Origin of the sequence: Mesorhizobium sp. M7A.F.Ca.US.005.03.1.1 (genome assembly GCF_003997975.1) — a bacterium.
Lineage (GTDB): Bacteria > Pseudomonadota > Alphaproteobacteria > Rhizobiales > Rhizobiaceae > Mesorhizobium > Mesorhizobium ciceri.
In genome coordinates, this window is the sequence record NZ_RZRO01000038.1 from 11,011 (window position 1) to 28,532 (window position 17,522).

Sequence of the window (17,522 nt, forward strand, 5' to 3'; positions counted from 1 at the left end):
GCGCGTTTGGCAACCGGTCGCCGGATCACACGGTCCAGAAATAGCGCACGATGTGGAAGAACACCGGGGCGGCGAAGACCAGGCTGTCGGTGCGGTCCATCATGCCGCCATGGCCTTCGATGAGATGGCCCCAGTCCTTGACGCCCTGGTCGCGCTTGATGGCCGAGGCGACCAGCCCGCCTAGGAATCCCATCGAGCAGGCGACGAAGGCCACGGCTGCCGCCTGCAGCGGCGAGAAGGGCGTCACGAACGACAACAGCGCGCCGAGCAGGCTCGCCGACACCAATCCGCCGATCAGCCCTTCCCAGGTTTTCGACGGCGAGACGTTCGGCGAAAACCGGTGTTTACCAAACAGCTTGCCGAAGATGTACTGCAGCACGTCGCTGCCTTGCACGACGATGATCAGGAAGGCGATCAGCAGCAAGGTGCGGCCTTCGAAGCCTGGCACGTCGAGTGTCAGCAGGGCGGGGACGTGGCTGACGCAATAGACCGAGATCATCACCGCCCATTGCTGCGCGGCGATCCGCTCGAGGAAGCGTTCGGTGTCGCCATGCAGCGCCGTGATGGCCGGCATCAAGAGGAAGCAGTAGACCGGAATGAAGATGACGAAGAGCCCATACCAGGCGGTCCACACCAGCCAGTACTGAAACGGGATGATGATGCCGAACATGCCGAGCAGCACCCAATGGTCGCTGCGGCGCGTATGCGTCAGCGTCACGAATTCGCGCAGCGCGGCGAAGGAAATCAGCGCAAACAGGATGGTCATCCCGTAACGGCCGAAGAAGAAGGCGACCGTCATCAGCGCCACCATCACCCACCAGGCGTTGATGCGCTGCGTGAGATTGACAAGCGTCGAGCTCAGCGGCTTCGGCGCTCGCGCCGAAAGGATGGTGGCGACGATGCTGGCGGTGGTCAAAACCGCCAGCAGGCCGATGATCAGGATGGAGATCTCGTGGCGCATCAATCGTCTCGCTCGGGACGCGGGTTGAGCGCCAGAAGCGCGGCGTGGGCGCGCTCGAGAAAGGCGCGGCGTTCTTCGCCCGGGCCAACCGCGACAGGCGCGCCGAAAACGACGCGGCACAGCAGCGGCACCGGCAGGAACTGGCCCTTGGGCAGCACGCGCGACATGTTCTCGATCCAGCACGGGATCAGCTCGACCTCAGGCCGCGCCGTCGACAGATTGTAGAGCCCGGAGCGGAACGCCAGCAGCGGCTCGTCTGTCATGTTGCGGGTGCCCTCGGGAAACAGGATAAGCGAGTGCCCTTGGTCGAGAACCGACAGCATGATCTCGATGGGGTTTTCCTCAGGTCTCGTCCATTGCCGGTTGATGAGCACGGACGACAACATGTCCTGCGCGATGAAGCGGCGCAGCCGCGACTTCCCCCAATATTCGCCTGCGGCAACAGCATGGGTGATCGCGCGCTCCCTTTCGCTGAGACAGGCCGACAAAAGGATGAAGTCGCCATGGCTGGTGTGATTGGCGAAATAGATGCGCTGCCGCTCGGAGGGCAGGCTGCCGTTCCAGATCGGCCGCACCCCGGTCACCATCCGGGCCAGAGCCGACAGGCCGACGGAGGTTACCGTCTGCAGCAAGGTGAAGGTCTTGAGCGAAAGCTTGTTCATCGCGGCGCCCAAAACCCTGCCGCCAGAAGCGCTGCGGCGAACAGAGCCAGGGCAGCGCGCTGCTTGAACAGCAAGCGGCTTGTGCCGGCCATGCGGTCATCGAGCAAGCGTGTCGCGAACGGAGCCGGTTTCAGGCGCATGCGCGCCAACATGTCATCCACCGCGGCACCGCCGGAAGCTTCGTCGTCATGGCTCGCCATCAGTCGGAACAGCAGCGCGTCGAATGCCAGCAATGCCGACAGCGCCAGCACCGCAACCGCGCTCGCGGCGGCGATCGACAAAGCGATGGCCGCGGGCAAGGTCTCGAAGGCACCGCGCGCCGATGCGGCTAGAGGCGCAAGGACATTTGCGGCCAGCACGATTGCGGCCGGCCACGCGGCCTGTCGCATCAGCATGCCGGCGAAGCGGTCGGTGCGGTCCTGATAGGTATTGCCTGTCATGACGCCGCCCGCCCCGTAGCCTCTGCAAGATGAATCGGCCGGCCGGCGGCCGCGAGCATCTCGCGGGCGAGCGCTGGCGTCCCGGCCCTGCCGGTCGCCACCAGCCATTCGGCGACGACGCCGGCGCTGCGCTGGAAGCCGAGCGCGCAGCACACCAGGACGGTGCCGTCGCGGCGTGCATTCTCCAGCGCGCCGGCTGCCTGTTGCCGTATCGCCAGTGGCGGCGGCAACAGGTCGATCATCGGAAAGCTGATCCAGCGGCAATCGGTTGTCGCCGGCTTTTCGAGTTCGGCGGCGAGGTCGATGACCGTGCCGAAGCTGTTGGCCTCGCTTGCCGTGGGAAAGCGCCCGAGAAAGACACCTTCGGCAATCGCCACCTGGGGGGCAAGATTGCGCGTCCAGGCCCATATGTTTGCCCTGGCGCCGAGGCGATAAGGCAAGAGCAGGACACGGCTTGCAAGCGTCATGGTGCCATCGGCGGATTTCTGGAACACCTTTTCGCCTGCGCCAGCATAGGCGAAGGCGACGATGGCCAGCGCCAGCGCCGGCCAAAGCAGGAAGAGCGCGACAGCGCAAAGGAAGGCACCGAGCGCGGCACCGGCCAGCGCGAGGACGGCGCCCAGCGCGTAGAACCGCGCCAGCCGCCGCGCTTTCGCATCGTTGGTCAGCCGGAAGCCTGCAAACGGCAATGCGCCGCTGCGCGGAAACAGCCACAGCGCAAAGAACCCGAGCAGCGCGCCGGTCGGGATGTCGATGAAGTGATGCTGCCAGGTCGTCAGCACCGAGGCGCCGATGAGGAAGCTCCAGCCATGCCAGAGCGGCAGGAGCAACCCGCCGAGCCGGTGGCGCCAATGATCCCAGATGATCGCCAAAAGGGCGATATGCAGCGAGGGCGCCTGGTTGAACGGCTTGTCGAAACCGCCGAGCACGGCAAACAGGAAGCCCGGCAGGCCGGTCGTCGCCGGTCGCACGAATGTAGCGGTCAGCGGGAACAGGATGAAGCAGATAACGGCGACGATTTGCGCGGTGAGATAGCGTCCGGCCAGACGGTCGACCCCTTGCCTGTCGTTGTTGAGCAGCAGCGACAGGCCGTAGAACAGGTTGATCGACCAATAGGGCACGATGGTCCAGGCGAGGAACGGGATGCCGTGCTCCCACGAGAACACGATACTGCCGACATCGTCGCGCCGCGACGCCAGCCAGTTGGCGAAGCCGTAGCTGAGATAGAAGAACGGCGCCAGGAAGGCCAGCCACAGGGCTGCCCTGACGACCACCCGGCTATAGGGTTCGGCACGCGCCACGGATGCAGGCGATGACACCATGCTGCTCAGCGGCGCCGCGCGAGCGAGACGGTGAAGATGCCCCATTGGTCGATGCGCTGGTCGAGCTTTTCGAAACCGGCGGCTTCGACGAGCTGGTTCATTTCGCCTTGCGTGCGCCGGCGCATCACCCAGGCCTCGCCGCCGCGATGCGAGGTCAGGCTGCGGGCGATCAACTCGAGCTGCGGGTGCCAAGGCTGGTTGGTGTAGAGCAACAGGCTGCCCGGCTGCATGGCGCTGGCCAATCCACCGAGCGAGCGGGCGATCATCGCATTGTCCGAGAATAGCTCGTAGAGGCCGGAAACGATGGCGAGGTCCGGCGCCGGATCGGCGTTGGCGAGCATGTCGGCATCGAAAGCGTCGGCGCGCTGGAACGTGACGTCAGCCGGCAATTGCCGCTCCGTGATCAGCTTGCGGCCAAGCTGCACGTTGAGGTCGGAATAATCCTGCAGACGCACGCTCGCCGGCTGGTCGGGGCTCTTCACGATGGCATCGAGAACATAGCGGCCGTGGCCGGCGGCGATGTCGAGAATATGCACTGGCCGGCCAGTGGTCTTGAGCGTTGCCAGGCAAGAGCCGATCAGTTCTTCGAGATGCAGCTTGCGCTGGCGGATGCCGCGCCAGCCGATAGCTTCCAGGAAGACACGGTCGACGACGCGGCCAAGGGGCGTAAGTCCGCGCGCGTCGTTTTCGTAGACATAATCCAGCGTCGAGCCGGAATCGAAGCCGGTGGCAATGCCGGTCTTCATGCCTTGGGAAACCCAGGCGCCCATGCGGATGGAGGCGCGGCTGAATGCCCAATAGAGACCCTTTGGCGACATCAAAGCGAGCGGTGAAGCAAGCCGGTCGGCCTCGTCGCGTGTGTAGCCGGCAATGTCCGCCTGCTTCAGGTCGACCGGCGCATCCGGTGCCGCGAACTGCCTGGCCAGGAACGGCCGGATCAGGTCGAGGGCCTTTGCCCGGTCGCGTTCGCCCAGCGTGTCGTGGAAGAAGCCCGGTAGCACATGACGTTCCTTGATGCGGCTGCCGAGATTGACGAAGAACTCGTGCTGCGGGCCGTGGCGCACGACCCAATCGCTGCCCGAAAGCAGAAGCTGCGTCGGCGCGGTGATGGCGCGGGCGTCAGTGACGATGCGGGCTGCGTGCTGATAGAGTTCGACCAGGATGTTGGAAGCGATCGGCCGCGTGATCAGTGGATCGCTCTCGAAAGAGGCGATGCGCACTGGATCATGGGTCAGGAATTTCGCCTTGACGTAGGAATTGACGAAGAAGCCGCCCTTGATCTTCTGCCAGAGCGCTATGCCCTCCTTGGCGAAGGGCACGTAGAGTTTTACCGAGAAGGCCGGTGAGGCCAGCACCATGGCGCGCAGCTTCGGCGCATAGTCATGCACCCAGGCGGCGGCCAGAACGGCGCCGAAGGACTGCGCGATCAGCGCGATATCGCGCGTGGCGAAGCCATCCCTTTCAGCGATCTCGCGCATGAAGCAGTCGATGTCGCGCACCAGCGCCGAGAAGGACGGGGCATAGCCGCGCTCGCCGGACGAACGGCCATTGCCGCGGGCATCCCAGGCATAGAAGGCGTGGTCCGGCATCCGCAATTCATCGACGAGATGGGCCATGCGGCCGCCATGCTCGTGGCCGCGATGGAAGAGCACCACCGCGCCTTTGGCATCGGCCGAAGCCGCCGGCCAGAAGCGGTAGAAGATCTCCGTCCCGTCATGGCTGCGGAAGACCCGCTCCTGCGCTTGCCGCGCAAGGCTTTCCGTGACCGCGGCCGCGATGGGTTCGTGCATCATGGTCTTTCCCTCTGGCGGCCCCACTGGCGGCATTGCGAGCCTCGATGCTCAGCTGGCGCTGCCAATAAGCCCGGCGCGTATCCGGTTTATGGCGGTCAGCAGCGAAAGCGTTGCCATGGCCGGAAACACAAATGGCGCGATCGATACCGGCCACAGCCCTGCGGCGCACAGCACGGCGACGACGCCAAGCGCCAGCGCCCTGTCGCTCTTGCCGAACGGCCCGGCATAGTTGCGGCCGATCTTGGCGGCGATGCCGAGCACGCCGGCAAACTCGGTCAGCGCCGCCGATATTGCGAAGGCGACGACGCCCCATGCGCCAAATTCCGGAAAGACGGCAAAAGGCAGAATCAGCGCGAGGTCCGAAACGACATCGCCCAACTCGTTCAGATACATGCCGAGCGTCGAGGCTTGGCCATGCTCGCGCGCCAGCATGCCGTCCACGGCATTCAGCGCCATGCGCACGAACATCACCACGGGGATAAGCAACAGCAGCCAGCGCCATTCATGCCGGATCGCAATGGCCGCGCCGGCGGCTATCGACATCGCGGCCGCCAGGATGGTTATGCTGTTTGCGGTGACCCCGATAGCCGCCAGCCGATTGACCAGCGGCCGCAGTCGACCCTGGAAGGCCGGCTTGAGAGCGTAAAGCGTCGGCATTGCGTTGATCCCCCGATCCTGTTCAGCGGCTGTACATCAATATGCCAGACGCGACCAGCGGAGAGGCGGCGCGGCCATCATGCGTTCGCAAATCGATAACCATGATTTGCCCGGCAAAGCTGTCATGCACATTTGTCGGCTTTGTGTGCACTGCGGCATCTTGAATAGTGAGCACGCTTATTATATATCTCGCTCATGGTTTCCGATGGCATCGACAGATTGGGCTTCTTGATCCACGACGTGCAGCGCCTGATGCGCAAGCGCTTCGAGGCGAGGGCCAGTGGCTTGGGGCTTTCTTCGGCGCAATGGCGGCTTCTGGTCCGCGTTGCCAAGGAAGACGGTGTCGCGCAGGCGCGGCTGGCCGAACTTCTCGAAATCGAGCCGATCAGCGTTTCGCGCCTGGTCGACCGCATGGAGGAGTGAGGCTGGATCGAGCGTCGTTCCGACGCTGCCGATCGCCGCGTCCGCATGATCTTCCTGACGCCCAAGGCAAGCGATGCCTACGCCGTGATCAAGAGCATTGCCGGAGAAGTCTATGAGGAATCGCTGGTCGGCGTGAAACCGGAAGCCCGTCGCGTCCTCGTCGAGGGACTTGAGGCGATGGTCCGCAACCTGACCGACGACGAGACGCCGTCCATTGAAAAAGTGAAGAACACAGAGGGCGCAGCAGCATGAACGCGGTAGCCAAGATAGACGAGAAAGTGACCGAACTGGAAATGGAAGCGCCGGCGCAGCCGGCCGCGGCCCCGGCGACCGTTGCTCCCCCGGTGCAGCCGGCTCCGGCGCCGGTGAAGAAAAAGCGCCGGCTGGGCCGCTTCCTGCTGATGGTCGCGCTGCCTGCGGCATTGGCTGTTGGCGGCGGCTATGTCTGGGTTACCGGCGGCCGCTATCAGGAGACCGAGAACGCCAATCTGCAGCAGGCCAAGGTATCGATCGCTTCCGACACGGCCGGCCGCATCGTCAAGGTCGATATCTTCGATAACCAGCTGGTCAAGCAGGGTGACGAGCTGTTTGCCATCGACCCCGAGCCCTACCGGATCGCGTTGGCTCAGGCCGACGCGGCGGTGGCGGGCGCGCGTCTCAATGTCGAGCAGTTGCGCGCCGCCTATGGCCAGTCGATGGCTCAGCAGAAGTCCGATGCCAGCCAGGTCGCCTTCGCCCAGTCGCAGTTCGACCGCGCCGCCGATCTTGCCCAGAAGGGCATCAACGCCAAATCGTCGCTGGACGAAGCCAAGAACGATCTCGACAAGGCCAAGCAGCAGCTGGCCGTTGCCGAGCAAGGCATCATCAGCGCCAAGGCAGCCCTTGGCGGCAATCCCGACATCGAAACCGACAAACATCCGACCGTGATGGCCGCGCTCGCCGCGCGCGACAAGGCCGCCTACGACCTGGCGCAGACCACGGTCAAGGCGCCGGCTGACGGCATCGTCAGCCAGGCCTCGTCGTTCAAGGTCGGCCAATATGTCGGTTCCGGCACGCCGCTGTTTTCGCTGGTCGAGACCGGCGACACCTGGATCGATGCCAATTTCAAGGAAACGCAGCTCACCCACATGAAGCCCGGTCAGAAGGCCGAGATCGTGGTCGACACCTATCCGGGGCGCACCTTCGAGGCGACGGTCAAGGCGATCGGCGCCGGCACGGGAGCCGAGTTCTCGCTGCTGCCGGCCCAGAATGCCACCGGCAACTGGGTCAAGGTCACACAGCGCATCCCGGTTCGTCTCGAACTGACCGATACGGACGCCAAGATGGCGTTGCGCACCGGCATGAGCGCCACCGTTACCGTCGACACCGGCGTGGCGCGTGGCCTGCCTTCGATCTTCGGTCACGCCACGGCCGGCGAGGCCGCGCAGTAACGTCAACAGAATGCCGCAGGACCAGCGGCAGAGGTGAATAGCAGGATTGGTCTGATGGGAGGAGCTGGAAGGATCAGCGTTTGGGTGCTGCCGCGGTGCGGCCTGGCCGAATCTGAAATCTCCGACGCGGACCCGTCGGTCCTCATGTTTCCGGGCGGCAGGCATCCGCTCATCAGAGACTTTCAGTCGATGTAACCCCCACATCGACAATCGCGTCCCACCGCGACGAGGGTCTCTCAACCGAAGGCGTTGCCGCCCGGAAACCCCTTGTACACGTTTTTGTTACCTGCTGGAAGTTCCACGCCATGAGCACGCCCGAACCCTTCAAAGAAGTGCCGCATCGCGGCCTGATCACGGTCGCGCTCATGTTGGCGACGATCATGCAGGCGCTCGACACGACGATCGCCAACGTCGCGCTGCCGACCATGACCGGCGATCTCGGCGCCTCGCCTGACAACATCAACTGGGTGCTGACCTCCTACATCGTTGCCGCCGCCATCATGACGCCGGTCACCGGCTGGCTGGCCGATCGCTTCGGCCGCAAGGAACTGTTCCTGACGGCGGTGGTCGGCTTCACCGTGTTTTCGATGCTGTGCGGCATCGCCTGGAGCCTGGAGACCATGGTGTTCTTCCGGCTGATGCAAGGCGTGTTCGGCGCCGCGATCGTGCCTCTGTCGCAGACCTTCCTGCTCGACATCAATCCCAGGGAACGCCATGGCCAGGCGATGGCCATCTGGGGCGCCGGCATCATGCTGGGTCCGATTCTGGGCCCGACACTCGGTGGCTGGCTGACCGAGAATTTCAACTGGCGTTGGGTGTTCTTCATCAATCTGCCGGTCGGCATCGTCGCCTTTCTCGGTATGGCCGCTTATTTGCCGGCTATCGCGCGGCGCGTGCGCGGCTTCGATTTCTTCGGCTTCGCCATGATATCGCTCGGCGTCGGCGCGCTTCAGCTGCTGCTCGACCGCGGCGGCGAGGTCGACTGGTTTTCCTCGGTGGAGATCTGGATCGAACTTGGTCTTTCGCTCACCGGCTTCTGGGTGTTCATCATTCACACCATGACGGCCGAGCACCCCTTCATCGATCCCAAGATCTTCCTCGACCGCAATTTCGTGACCGGGCTGGCATTCATCTTCGTCATGGGTGTGCTCATCCTGGCGAGCATGTCGCTGCTGCCGCCGATGCTGTCGACCATCTTCGGCTATCCGACCGTCACCATCGGCATCGTCATGGGGCCACGCGGCGTCGGCACCATGATCTCGATGCTCGTCGTCGGGCGGCTCATGAGCAGGATTGACGCCAGGATCCTCGTCGTCATCGGCTTCCTGCTGACCGCGCAGTCGCTCTACACCATGTCCAGCTTCACCCCGCAGATGGACAATTGGCTGATCATCAGCTCCGGCGTCATCCAGGGCCTGGGCATGGGGATGGTGTTCGTGCCGTTGTCGACCGTCGCCTTCGCCACGCTTGACGTGCGCTTCCGCACCGATGCCACGGCTCTGTTCAGCCTGGTGCGCAATCTTGGCTCGTCGATCGGCGTGTCGGTCGTGACGGTGTTGATGGTGCGCAACACGCAGATCAACCATGCCGAGCTTTCGGCCTTCATCAATCCGTTCAACCCCAATCTGTGGGCTGTTTCGCCGGCGGCCGCAGGCGGCGATCCAACGGCGCTCTCGCAGGTCGATCGCATGGTCAATCTCCAGGCCATGATGATCTCCTACGTCAACGACTTCAAAATACTCATGGTGATGACACTGCTTGCCATCCCGTTTGTTTTCCTGCTGCGCAAGCCGAAGCAGGCACCAGCCGGCGGCGCGCCGGCGGCGCATATGGACTAGCTTTCCATCAAATCGTCTTGGGTGTGGCGCACCGAACCGGCACGTTTTCCTATTTTCCGAGCACGAGGCTCCAGTAACGGAGCTTGCTGTCGCTGCCGTCGCGCACATAGGCAAGGCCGAAGCGTGTGAAGCGCGGGTCGAGCATGTTGCGGCGATGGCCTGGTGAATGCACCCAGATGTCGAACAGCTTCTCGAGGTCGAAACGACCCTCGGCGATGTTCTCCGCCGCGGCACCGGAAATTCGATTGTCCCTGACGCGCGAGGCGAAATCCTTGCCCCAGCCGGTGGTGTGGCTCATGCGGCGGCGCTGCGCCATATAGCCTGCCTGCTGCAGGGCGGCCTGTTCGAGCTGCCGGTCGGGGACCAGCGGCGCGAGCCCGGCCGAGGCGCGGATGCTGGCCAGCGTGCTGGTGGCGGAGGAGGAGACCCCGGCGCCTTCACCGGTTGGCAGTGAAACGGTGCTGCAGGCGGCGAGCCCCGCCAGGGCTGCGAGGCCGGTCAGCACCATGCGCCTGTTCAGCTTCGGGATCGGGTGGGTTTCGATTTTCGCTATGGTCATGCCCCTGAGATAATGGCGATCATGGCTTTTGCCGGGCAGGGCGGCGAAAATCGGAGAGGGGGCGACAGACTGACGCTGGCCGGTACAACGCTGATCGGCGTGGCATGCTGGGCGGAGTTTCACCAGGCGATCGACGGCGCTGCCTATCCCAGGCTGGCCGGATTGCGCCTCGCATCGAAACCGATCCGGCCGTGCGTTATCGCCATTTTTCTCAACGCTACCGCTGGCGCCGCCGCACGTCAGGTTGTCTCTCATTTCACCAGAGTGATCATCCGATCGGCATACATTGTGCGATTTCCAAGCGCCGCCGCGCAGTCGGACTTGACGGACGAGTTCCCGGTCATCTGTATCGTATTGCCGACAAGCCTGAGACAGTCGCCCTGGGCGCTCATATCAGAGTTGCCGGCGTAGGAAATGGGCGCGTCCGGCGCGTAGATGAAACCGCTGAGCACGGAATTTGCGCCACCATTCAATGTCAGGGCAGACGTGTTGCCGTGATCCTGGAAAATGGTGATACCAGCATAAGGGCCGCTGGTGGGCGGGGAAAGGTTCACCTTCTCATTGGCATTTATGTAGATCTGAGCGCTTTCCATGAGGAAAATGGTCACGCCCTGGCCAGTCAGGCTGCCGTTTCCCCCTGGCTTTATGGTGGTGCCGCGCATGATGTAGACGCCCGGATTAAGCGTGATGTTCCCCGATAATGTCTTGTCGCAATAAGTGCCGGGCGACAGCGTGTAGGTTTTGCCGTTCGGGACAGGCAAACACAATGTGTAAGGGGGAGGAACGACGTCGGCCAATGGATCAAAGGACGCGTACCTATGTTCGTGCGGCGTTCCGCAGGCGAGACTGGCGCTGGGTGGCAACAGCCCGCTGGTGCCGCCGACGGTTGAGACACAGCCGGCCGAAACCAGTGCGGAACCACCCCTGTTGACGGAATCCGACGCGTCCGAGTTCGCCGCGATCACGCAATTGTCCATCGAGACGTTGGTTGAGCCCTGCAGGTTCACGGCGGCGGACGCATGCGGATCGAGCGCCAGCACGCAGGCCTGTGCGCCAGGTTTTATCTTGACCGAGGCCGAGCGGTAGGCCTGCCAGGGGGCCGAGGCGCTGATGAAGCTTGGGCGGCTTATGCTGGACGACAGCGAGATAAAGTAGGCGCTTGGACTGCCGCTTGCCGTTGCCGCGAAAGCGGAGACGCTGCCCAAATATTCCTGCTGGTCGGCCGCGCTCATATTGGCGGCGAAGAACTGCAGCCCAAGCTGCTGGACATCGCCAGCCGCCATATCGGGAGAGAACTTCGTGCCGATGGCGAGCCCAGCCGCGTCCAGCGAGTTCTGGAGTTGCGAGGCGTCATGGCTCGTGCCGATCAGATCGACGGCGCCGGCCAAACCAATCATTAGTGGCAGCATAGCGACGGCGGTCGTTATGGCAAAGTTGCCGCGCTCCGAAGACCAGAAGGCTTTCAATGCGAACATAGTCCCTCACCGAAACTCGTAAAGCTCAGGTGATACGCCAGGGATCCCTACGAGTAATTTAAGTAAATGCTAAAATGCGTAAATGCTAAAATGCAGCACAATGATTGGCCAAAACGAAGGTCTGCCAAGGTACGCCATATGAGAGGCCATACGGAGAGTTGAACACAACGAGGAGTTGCTCCCCAGGCCATTGACCCGGCGACAATCGCCGCCAACTCTGCTATCATGCTTCTCGATCTTGAAATGGCAGCGCTGGCGGCCATCCAGGCGGTGACCGCCCCGACACACGGGAGGAAGGTTATGGCCGGCTTTCATGTCATGGCGGACGCACGTGGAATGCATGTGCAGCCGGCGGTGCGCCGCATCACCACGTCGGACCTTTGGGATGCGTTGCGTCTCGGGTTCGAGGATTTCTGGGCAAAACCATCGCACTACGTGTTCCTGTGCCTGATCTATCCCATCGTCGGCCTGATCCTGACGCAGTGGACGTCCGGCGCCAATGCCATCCAGCTCATCTATCCCCTGATGTCGGGTTTCGCGCTGGTCGGGCCGTTTGCGGCGCTCGGCCTTTACGAGATCAGCCGCCGGCGCGAGCTCGGCATGAACACCTCCTGGCGGCACGCGTTTGATGTCCGGCGCTCGTCCGCGATCCCGTCGATCGCCGTCATTGGCGTCATGCTGGTGGCGCTGTTCCTGTTGTGGCTCTACACCGCGCAATCGATCTACACTGGCCTGTTCGGAGACCAGCCGCCGGCCTCGATCGGCGGCTTCATCCGCGACGTGCTGACCACCAGTAAGGGCTGGACGCTGATCCTTGCCGGTAATGCCGCGGGCTTAGTCTTTGCCGTAATCGTGCTGGCCACCACTGTGGTTGCCTTCCCGCTGCTGCTCGACCGCGACGTCGGCGCCGTCTCAGCCATCGAGACCTCGGCCCGGGCGGTGATGGCCAACCCGCTGCAAATGGCGCTGTGGGGCTTGCTGGTCGCCGTGCTTCTGGTGATCGGTTCGATCCCGCTGTTTGCCGGGCTCGCCGTCGTCATGCCGGTGCTCGGCCATGCCACCTGGCATCTCTACCGCAAGGTGGTCGAGCCGGAGCGGGCACAGCAGATAAGGCGACCGATGTAGGCTAGCTCTCAGCGCTGCGCGTCGGTCGCCATCTTCAGCGCGAGAGCCGCCAGCACGGTTCCCATCATCCAGCGCTGGATGACCAGCCACAAGGGCCGTCCGGCGAGGAAGGTGGCGATTGAACCGGCCGTCACCGCGATGACGGCATTGACGCTGAGGCTGATCGAGATCTGTGTCGCGCCGAGCACCAGGAGCTGCGACAGGACGTGACCCTTGCCAGGGCTGATGAACTGCGGCAACAGCGACAGATAGAGCACGGCCACCTTCGGATTGAGCAGATTGGTCATCAGGCCCATGGCGAAAAGCTTGCGCGGCCGGTCCCTCGGCAATTCGCGCACTTCGAATGGCGAGCGTCCGCCCGGCTTCACCGCCTGCCAGGCCAGCCACAGGAGATAGAGCACGCCGGCAAAGCGCAGCGCATCATAGGCGTAGGGCACTGCGAGCAGCAGCGCGGTGATGCCGAATGCCGCCGCCAGTACATAGAAGACAAAGCCGAGCGCCACGCCGCCAAGCGAGATGAGCCCCGCCTTCGGCCCCTGCGACAGGGAACGCGAGATCAAATAGATCATGTTGGGGCCAGGCGTCAGCACCATGCCGAGGCAGACCAGCGCGAAGGCGAGATGATTGGCTGTTTCGGGCATCTGTTCTTCCCCAGCGCGCCGCGAATGGACGCGCGATCCGGCAGGCGGCCAAGATGTGCCTGTCCCGGGAGGCGCGCGCAAGTGCATGGCGGCGCCAGCCGTTGTTCCAGCCAGCCCCCGAAGCCTGAGGATCAGCCGACGATGCGCAGGTTCGACAATTCGTTGCCGATTTCCTTGAAATCGTTCGACAAGCTGGCGCCGGTGGCATTCCAGAACAGTTTTGCCGGCTTGCTCGCGTCCGTTGGATCCTTGCGGAAGCGCGAGTTCGACGAGCAGGATCTCAGCGCCTCGATCGCCTGCTGATCGGCGGTTTTGGTCGTCGACAGGTCGAGCGCCACCGTCATCACCATGATATTGGCTGCCTTGGCGTTGTTGCAAAGCGTCGCCATCTGCTCGTTGAGCGCGTTGGTGTAGTTGCCGTTCGAATAGTCGAACTGGCCAATGGCGCTCGATGTGCCCATGAACAGGCGGCCCACCGAAGTGCCGTTGTAGCCTGGGTTGAGATAGCCGAAGGACGCATAGGTCGATTTCGAATCGGCGGGGTCGGAATGGCTGAGCGAGGACGGCGTGTAGTAGGTATTGGCGCCGTCGGTCAGCACGATGACGACCTTGTCGTTGCCTCTCTCGGTTTCCGGGCGGCCTTGCGTGAACGGCTCGCCGCTCGAAACCACCCGCCAACCCCAGGCCATGCCTTCGGGAACATTGGTGCCGCCATCGGGCTTCATCAGGTCGATCGCGGCCTTGATCGCGGTAAGCCCAGTGGTAACGCTGACATCGGTCAGCGGCGTGATCGGGTTGGTGGAGCAGCTGTAGTTCGGCCCGTTGCCGGCGGCCAGCGCCGGCGCATTGATCGGCCTCGGTTGGAAATATTTGGACATGTTGCGCAGCCGGGATTGGCCGGTGCTGCTCGTCGGGTCGTCATTCCACCAGCTGTTGATGGCGCCATAGGTCGTCGGCGCGGCCTCGTCGGGATCCTGGGTGAGCCTCCAATGGTTGCCGGGTTCGTCCGGGGCGAACATCGGCACAAACATCGTCGCCGGATCGCCGACCCCTATGCCGGTGTTCGCCGAGCCGCCGGAAGGCGCCGCGTCGTTGACATTGTAGGGATAAGGCCTGGCCTCGACGCAGCCCTGCCAACTGGCGAACGGGCCATAGGTGTCGATGTAGTCGTATTCGTCGTGGTCGCGTTTGCAGGTGTTGTTCGGGTTGTATTCGTCGCACACCACGCGCTTGCTGTTGACGACACGCTCATGGTTGGTGACGACCTTCATGTCGCGATAGAGCGAAAACCGGGTCAGCATCTGGCCTTCGTCGGTTCCCCATCCGGTGCCGCGCTTGTACCAGATGCCGTTGGTCTGCTGGGCGTATTTGTCGGCTGCGTTCAGCGTCGACCAGTCGAAATTCTCGTTCGATACCGGCGACAGGCCTTCGGTATCCATCCAGGGCGCATTGCCGTTGCCGGGCCCGACATTGACCGAGGCGGCAAACGGCACGAGGCCGAACTGCACCGGCCTGTCGACCTGCTTGATCATTGCCGCCTGCTGGGCCAGCGTGTCGACCAGCTGTTTTGCCGCGGTCTTGAGAAGGTCGATGCGCGTTTGCCCCGAGCCCGTTCCGGTCTTGGTCATCGACCCGGAATTGTCGAGTACCAGGGCGACTTCAAGAGTGTTCTTCAGCCGCACTTCCGAGGTGATGTTGAAGCTGATCCTCTGGTTGGCGTCGGTTTCGGATTTGCCGACGAGCTGGCCGAAGACCGGATAGAAATAGGGCTTATAGTCAAGCCGCGCGGTCATCTTGAGCAAGCCGCCGCCGGTGGTGTTGCTTGGCAAGGTGACGGTGAGCGTCGTATTGGCGGGATTGATCTTGTTGAGGTTGGCATTGAAGAAGTCGAGCGCATAGGCCCGCAACTGGTCGTCGGTGGCACCCTCCGTCAGCCGGCGCGCCGTGGCGAAGTTTGCGGCATCGAGCGCGTTCGAAACCGCCTGTTTTTCGCGGCTCATCTCGGTGAAGTCGACGGCCATTGCCAGGGCGCCCATCAGCGGAACCATCGCGACGACCGTCATGAGAGCATAGTTGCCGCGTTGGTCGCGGCAGAACTGACGCCAAAGTCCATGCATGTCTTGGAGCGGCCCCCGCCGGCGGATTCTCGATCGACGCCAGCTTTCCACAAAACGCTGAAGGCCGGGTTTGGCAAATCGCTCTATTGCCGGGGCAGCGCTTCACCAACCGCTAACCAATCGTGCCTGGCGAAAGCTGGTGACAGGCCGGAATGGTTCGGCTAATCCGAACCGGCTGCGGCGAACCGTCTGTCGTGGCGGTCGCAACGATCATGACTGAAGGAAACGGCATGGCGGATTCGCCTGAAATCATCGGCTCGCTCGAAGACGTGTCGAAGGCCTATTCGGCAATCCTGTGCGACGTCTGGGGGGTGGTCCATAATGGCGAAACGCATTTCCCTGTGGCAGCCTCCGCATTGGCAAGGGCTCGAGAGGCGAAAATCCCCGTCGTCCTGATCACCAATTCGCCGCGCAGAAGTGCCGATGTAGTGGCGCAGATGAACGCGATCGGTGTTCCACCGTCAGCCTACGACCGGGTGGTTACCTCAGGCGACGTGACCCGGGATCTGATCGCCGAAGGGCCGCGCAAGATTTTCCATATCGGCGCCGACCGCGACTTCACCCTCTATGAAGGTCTCGACGTCGAGCTTGTCGAGGAGTTCGAGGCGTCCGGCGTCGTCTGTACCGGCCTGTTCGACGACGAGGTCGAGAAGCCCGAGGATTACGCGGAGCTCCTGCGGCGGCTGCGCGCCAGGAACCTGCCTTTCATCTGCGCAAATCCCGACATCGTGGTCGAACGTGGCGAACGCATCATCTGGTGTGCCGGCGCGCTGGCGCGTGACTATGCCCAGCTCGGCGGCCGCACATTGATCGCTGGAAAACCTTACGCGCCGATCTACAATCTCGCGATGAAGGAGGTTGCCGAGATTCTTGGCCAGCCGGTCGAGCGCGGCCAGGTGCTGGCCATCGGCGACGGCATGATGACCGATGTGAAGGGCGCCGCCGACAATGGCTTCGATGTTCTTTATGTCTCCGGCGGTATCCATGCCCGCGACTATGGCGATGCCCTGCAACCGGATCCGGCAAGATTGGCGGCCTTCCTGGAAAAGCATGGCTATGGTCCGGTGGCCGTCATTCCCAGACTTCGGTAGGTGACGATGGCAGCCTTCCAGCGCATCCTGGCAACCGCGCCGCTTCCCGCCGACCTGCGCGGCGGCGTCGTGGCGATCGGCAATTTCGATGGCGTCCATCGCGGCCATCAGGCGGTGCTCGAGCGAGCCTCGGCGGAGGCAGGACGGCGCGGCGTGCCGGCCCTGGTGCTGACATTCGAACCGCATCCGCGTAAGATCTTCAGGCCTGATATCCCGTTGTTCGTGCTGACGCCGCCGCCTATGAAGGCGCGGCTGCTGTCGCTGCTGGGCTTTGCCGCGCTCGTCGAGCAGCCGTTCACGCGCGACTTCGCCTCGCTGTCGGCGGAAGCGTTCGTGACGGATGTGCTGGAGACGAACCTCGGCATTACTCACGCCGTGACCGGGTTCGACTTCCATTTCGGCAAGGATCGTCAGGGCGGCCCGGCCTACCTGATGGCGGCCGGCGAGCGTCACGGCTTCGGCGTCACGCTCGTCGACGCGTTCCGGGACGAGGGCGCCGAGGTGGTGTCGTCCAGCCGCATCCGCGTATTGCTGGGCGAGGGTGAGGTGGCTGAAGCCGCCGGTCTGCTCGGCTACCGGTTCACCGTCGAAAGCGAGGTGGTCGGCGGACAGCAGCTTGGCCGCACCCTTGGCTTTCCAACCGCGAATATGAGGCTGTCGGCTGAAGCCGCACTCAGGGAGGGCATCTATGCCGTCCGCTTCCGCCGCGCCGACGGCACGCTTCACGACGGCGTCGCCAGCTTTGGCCGACGCCCGACAGTCGACGACAACGGCGCGCCGCTGCTGGAAACCTTTGTCTTCGATTTCTCCGGCGACCTCTATGGCGAGGTTTGTCAGGTTTCCTTCTTCGGTTTCCTGCGTCCGGAGGTGAAGTTCGAGGGGCTCGACGCGCTGGTCGCGCAGATGAAGCGCGATGAAGCCGAGGCACGCGCGCTGCTTGCCGGCGTCAGGCCGCTCTCCGACCTCGACGCTGCGATGGCATTTTAAG

General features: G+C 63.4%; 15 protein-coding genes and 1 pseudogene. 6 read left to right on the forward strand and 10 right to left on the reverse strand.

Annotated elements, in window-relative coordinates; all coding sequences use genetic code 11:
* Nucleotides 1–25: 25 nt before the first annotated feature.
* From EN990_RS17195 to EN990_RS17220, 6 genes are read right to left on the reverse strand one after another with little or no spacing between them, the layout of a single operon-like run.
* Entirely contained in the window at nucleotides 26–961 is a 936-nt protein-coding gene (locus tag EN990_RS17195; RefSeq protein WP_027163212.1) for a phosphatidate cytidylyltransferase, read from the reverse strand.
* Nucleotides 961–1,623 (reverse strand): lysophospholipid acyltransferase family protein, encoded by a 663-nt coding sequence (locus EN990_RS17200; protein WP_013532377.1) that lies wholly within the window; start codon nucleotides 1,621–1,623, stop codon nucleotides 961–963. Before EN990_RS17200 ends, EN990_RS17195 begins: the two co-directional genes overlap by 1 nt.
* Nucleotides 1,620–2,063, reverse strand: coding sequence for a hypothetical protein (locus EN990_RS17205; protein WP_013532376.1), 444 nt, complete (start codon nucleotides 2,061–2,063; stop codon nucleotides 1,620–1,622). The genes EN990_RS17200 and EN990_RS17205 overlap by 4 nt, the downstream gene beginning before the upstream one ends.
* Nucleotides 2,060–3,385 (reverse strand): phosphatase PAP2/dual specificity phosphatase family protein, encoded by a 1,326-nt coding sequence (locus EN990_RS17210; protein ID WP_127388334.1) that lies wholly within the window; start codon nucleotides 3,383–3,385, stop codon nucleotides 2,060–2,062. Before EN990_RS17210 ends, EN990_RS17205 begins: the two co-directional genes overlap by 4 nt.
* Nucleotides 3,386–3,390: 5 nt before the next feature.
* Entirely contained in the window at nucleotides 3,391–5,178 is a 1,788-nt protein-coding gene (locus EN990_RS17215; RefSeq protein ID WP_206519301.1) for a bifunctional alpha/beta hydrolase/class I SAM-dependent methyltransferase, read from the reverse strand.
* 48 nt (nucleotides 5,179–5,226) lie between these two features.
* The gene (locus EN990_RS17220; RefSeq protein ID WP_127388335.1) at nucleotides 5,227–5,835 is read right to left on the reverse strand and encodes a CDP-alcohol phosphatidyltransferase family protein; all 609 of its coding nucleotides are present in this window, start codon (nucleotides 5,833–5,835) and stop codon (nucleotides 5,227–5,229) included.
* 195 nt (nucleotides 5,836–6,030) lie between these two features.
* Here EN990_RS17220 and EN990_RS17225 point away from each other — a divergent pair.
* The 3 genes and pseudogenes from EN990_RS17225 (at nucleotide 6,031) to EN990_RS17235 (ending at nucleotide 9,526) form a co-directional block, all read left to right on the forward strand.
* Nucleotides 6,031–6,510: pseudogene (locus EN990_RS17225) on the forward strand (MarR family transcriptional regulator).
* The gene (locus tag EN990_RS17230) at nucleotides 6,507–7,688 is read left to right on the forward strand and encodes an HlyD family secretion protein (RefSeq protein WP_127385626.1); all 1,182 of its coding nucleotides are present in this window, start codon (nucleotides 6,507–6,509) and stop codon (nucleotides 7,686–7,688) included. Before EN990_RS17225 ends, EN990_RS17230 begins: the two are co-directional and overlap by 4 nt.
* A gap of 305 nt (nucleotides 7,689–7,993) precedes the next feature.
* Nucleotides 7,994–9,526, forward strand: a complete 1,533-nt coding sequence (locus tag EN990_RS17235; protein ID WP_013532370.1) for a DHA2 family efflux MFS transporter permease subunit — start codon at nucleotides 7,994–7,996, stop codon at nucleotides 9,524–9,526.
* A gap of 49 nt (nucleotides 9,527–9,575) precedes the next feature.
* Here EN990_RS17235 and EN990_RS17240 read toward each other — a convergent pair whose 3' ends face one another.
* Nucleotides 9,576–10,085: a CAP domain-containing protein gene (locus tag EN990_RS17240; RefSeq protein WP_032899511.1), complete on the reverse strand. Its 510-nt coding sequence runs from the start codon at nucleotides 10,083–10,085 to the stop codon at nucleotides 9,576–9,578.
* A 251-nt stretch (nucleotides 10,086–10,336) separates the two neighbouring features.
* Nucleotides 10,337–11,560 (reverse strand): TadE/TadG family type IV pilus assembly protein, encoded by a 1,224-nt coding sequence (locus EN990_RS17245; protein WP_127369317.1) that lies wholly within the window; start codon nucleotides 11,558–11,560, stop codon nucleotides 10,337–10,339.
* Nucleotides 11,561–11,860: 300 nt separating this feature from the next.
* Here EN990_RS17245 and EN990_RS17250 point away from each other — a divergent pair, with 300 nt between their 5' ends.
* Nucleotides 11,861–12,685: a DUF2189 domain-containing protein gene (locus EN990_RS17250; RefSeq protein WP_127369318.1), complete on the forward strand. Its 825-nt coding sequence runs from the start codon at nucleotides 11,861–11,863 to the stop codon at nucleotides 12,683–12,685.
* Nucleotides 12,686–12,693: 8 nt separating this feature from the next.
* Here EN990_RS17250 and EN990_RS17255 read toward each other — a convergent pair whose 3' ends face one another.
* Entirely contained in the window at nucleotides 12,694–13,326 is a 633-nt protein-coding gene (locus tag EN990_RS17255) for a LysE family translocator (protein WP_024504845.1), read from the reverse strand.
* 131 nt (nucleotides 13,327–13,457) lie between these two features.
* Nucleotides 13,458–15,443, reverse strand: a complete 1,986-nt coding sequence (locus EN990_RS17260; protein WP_206526345.1) for a TadE/TadG family type IV pilus assembly protein — start codon at nucleotides 15,441–15,443, stop codon at nucleotides 13,458–13,460.
* A 230-nt stretch (nucleotides 15,444–15,673) separates the two neighbouring features.
* Here EN990_RS17260 and EN990_RS17265 point away from each other — a divergent pair, with 230 nt between their 5' ends.
* Together EN990_RS17265 and EN990_RS17270 are read left to right on the forward strand one after the other, a co-directional pair.
* A complete protein-coding gene (locus tag EN990_RS17265; RefSeq protein WP_063170199.1) occupies nucleotides 15,674–16,534 on the forward strand; it encodes a TIGR01459 family HAD-type hydrolase in 861 nt (286 codons plus the stop codon).
* A gap of 6 nt (nucleotides 16,535–16,540) precedes the next feature.
* Nucleotides 16,541–17,521 (forward strand): bifunctional riboflavin kinase/FAD synthetase, encoded by a 981-nt coding sequence (locus EN990_RS17270; RefSeq protein WP_127368761.1) that lies wholly within the window; start codon nucleotides 16,541–16,543, stop codon nucleotides 17,519–17,521.
* Nucleotide 17,522: the final 1 nt, after the last annotated feature.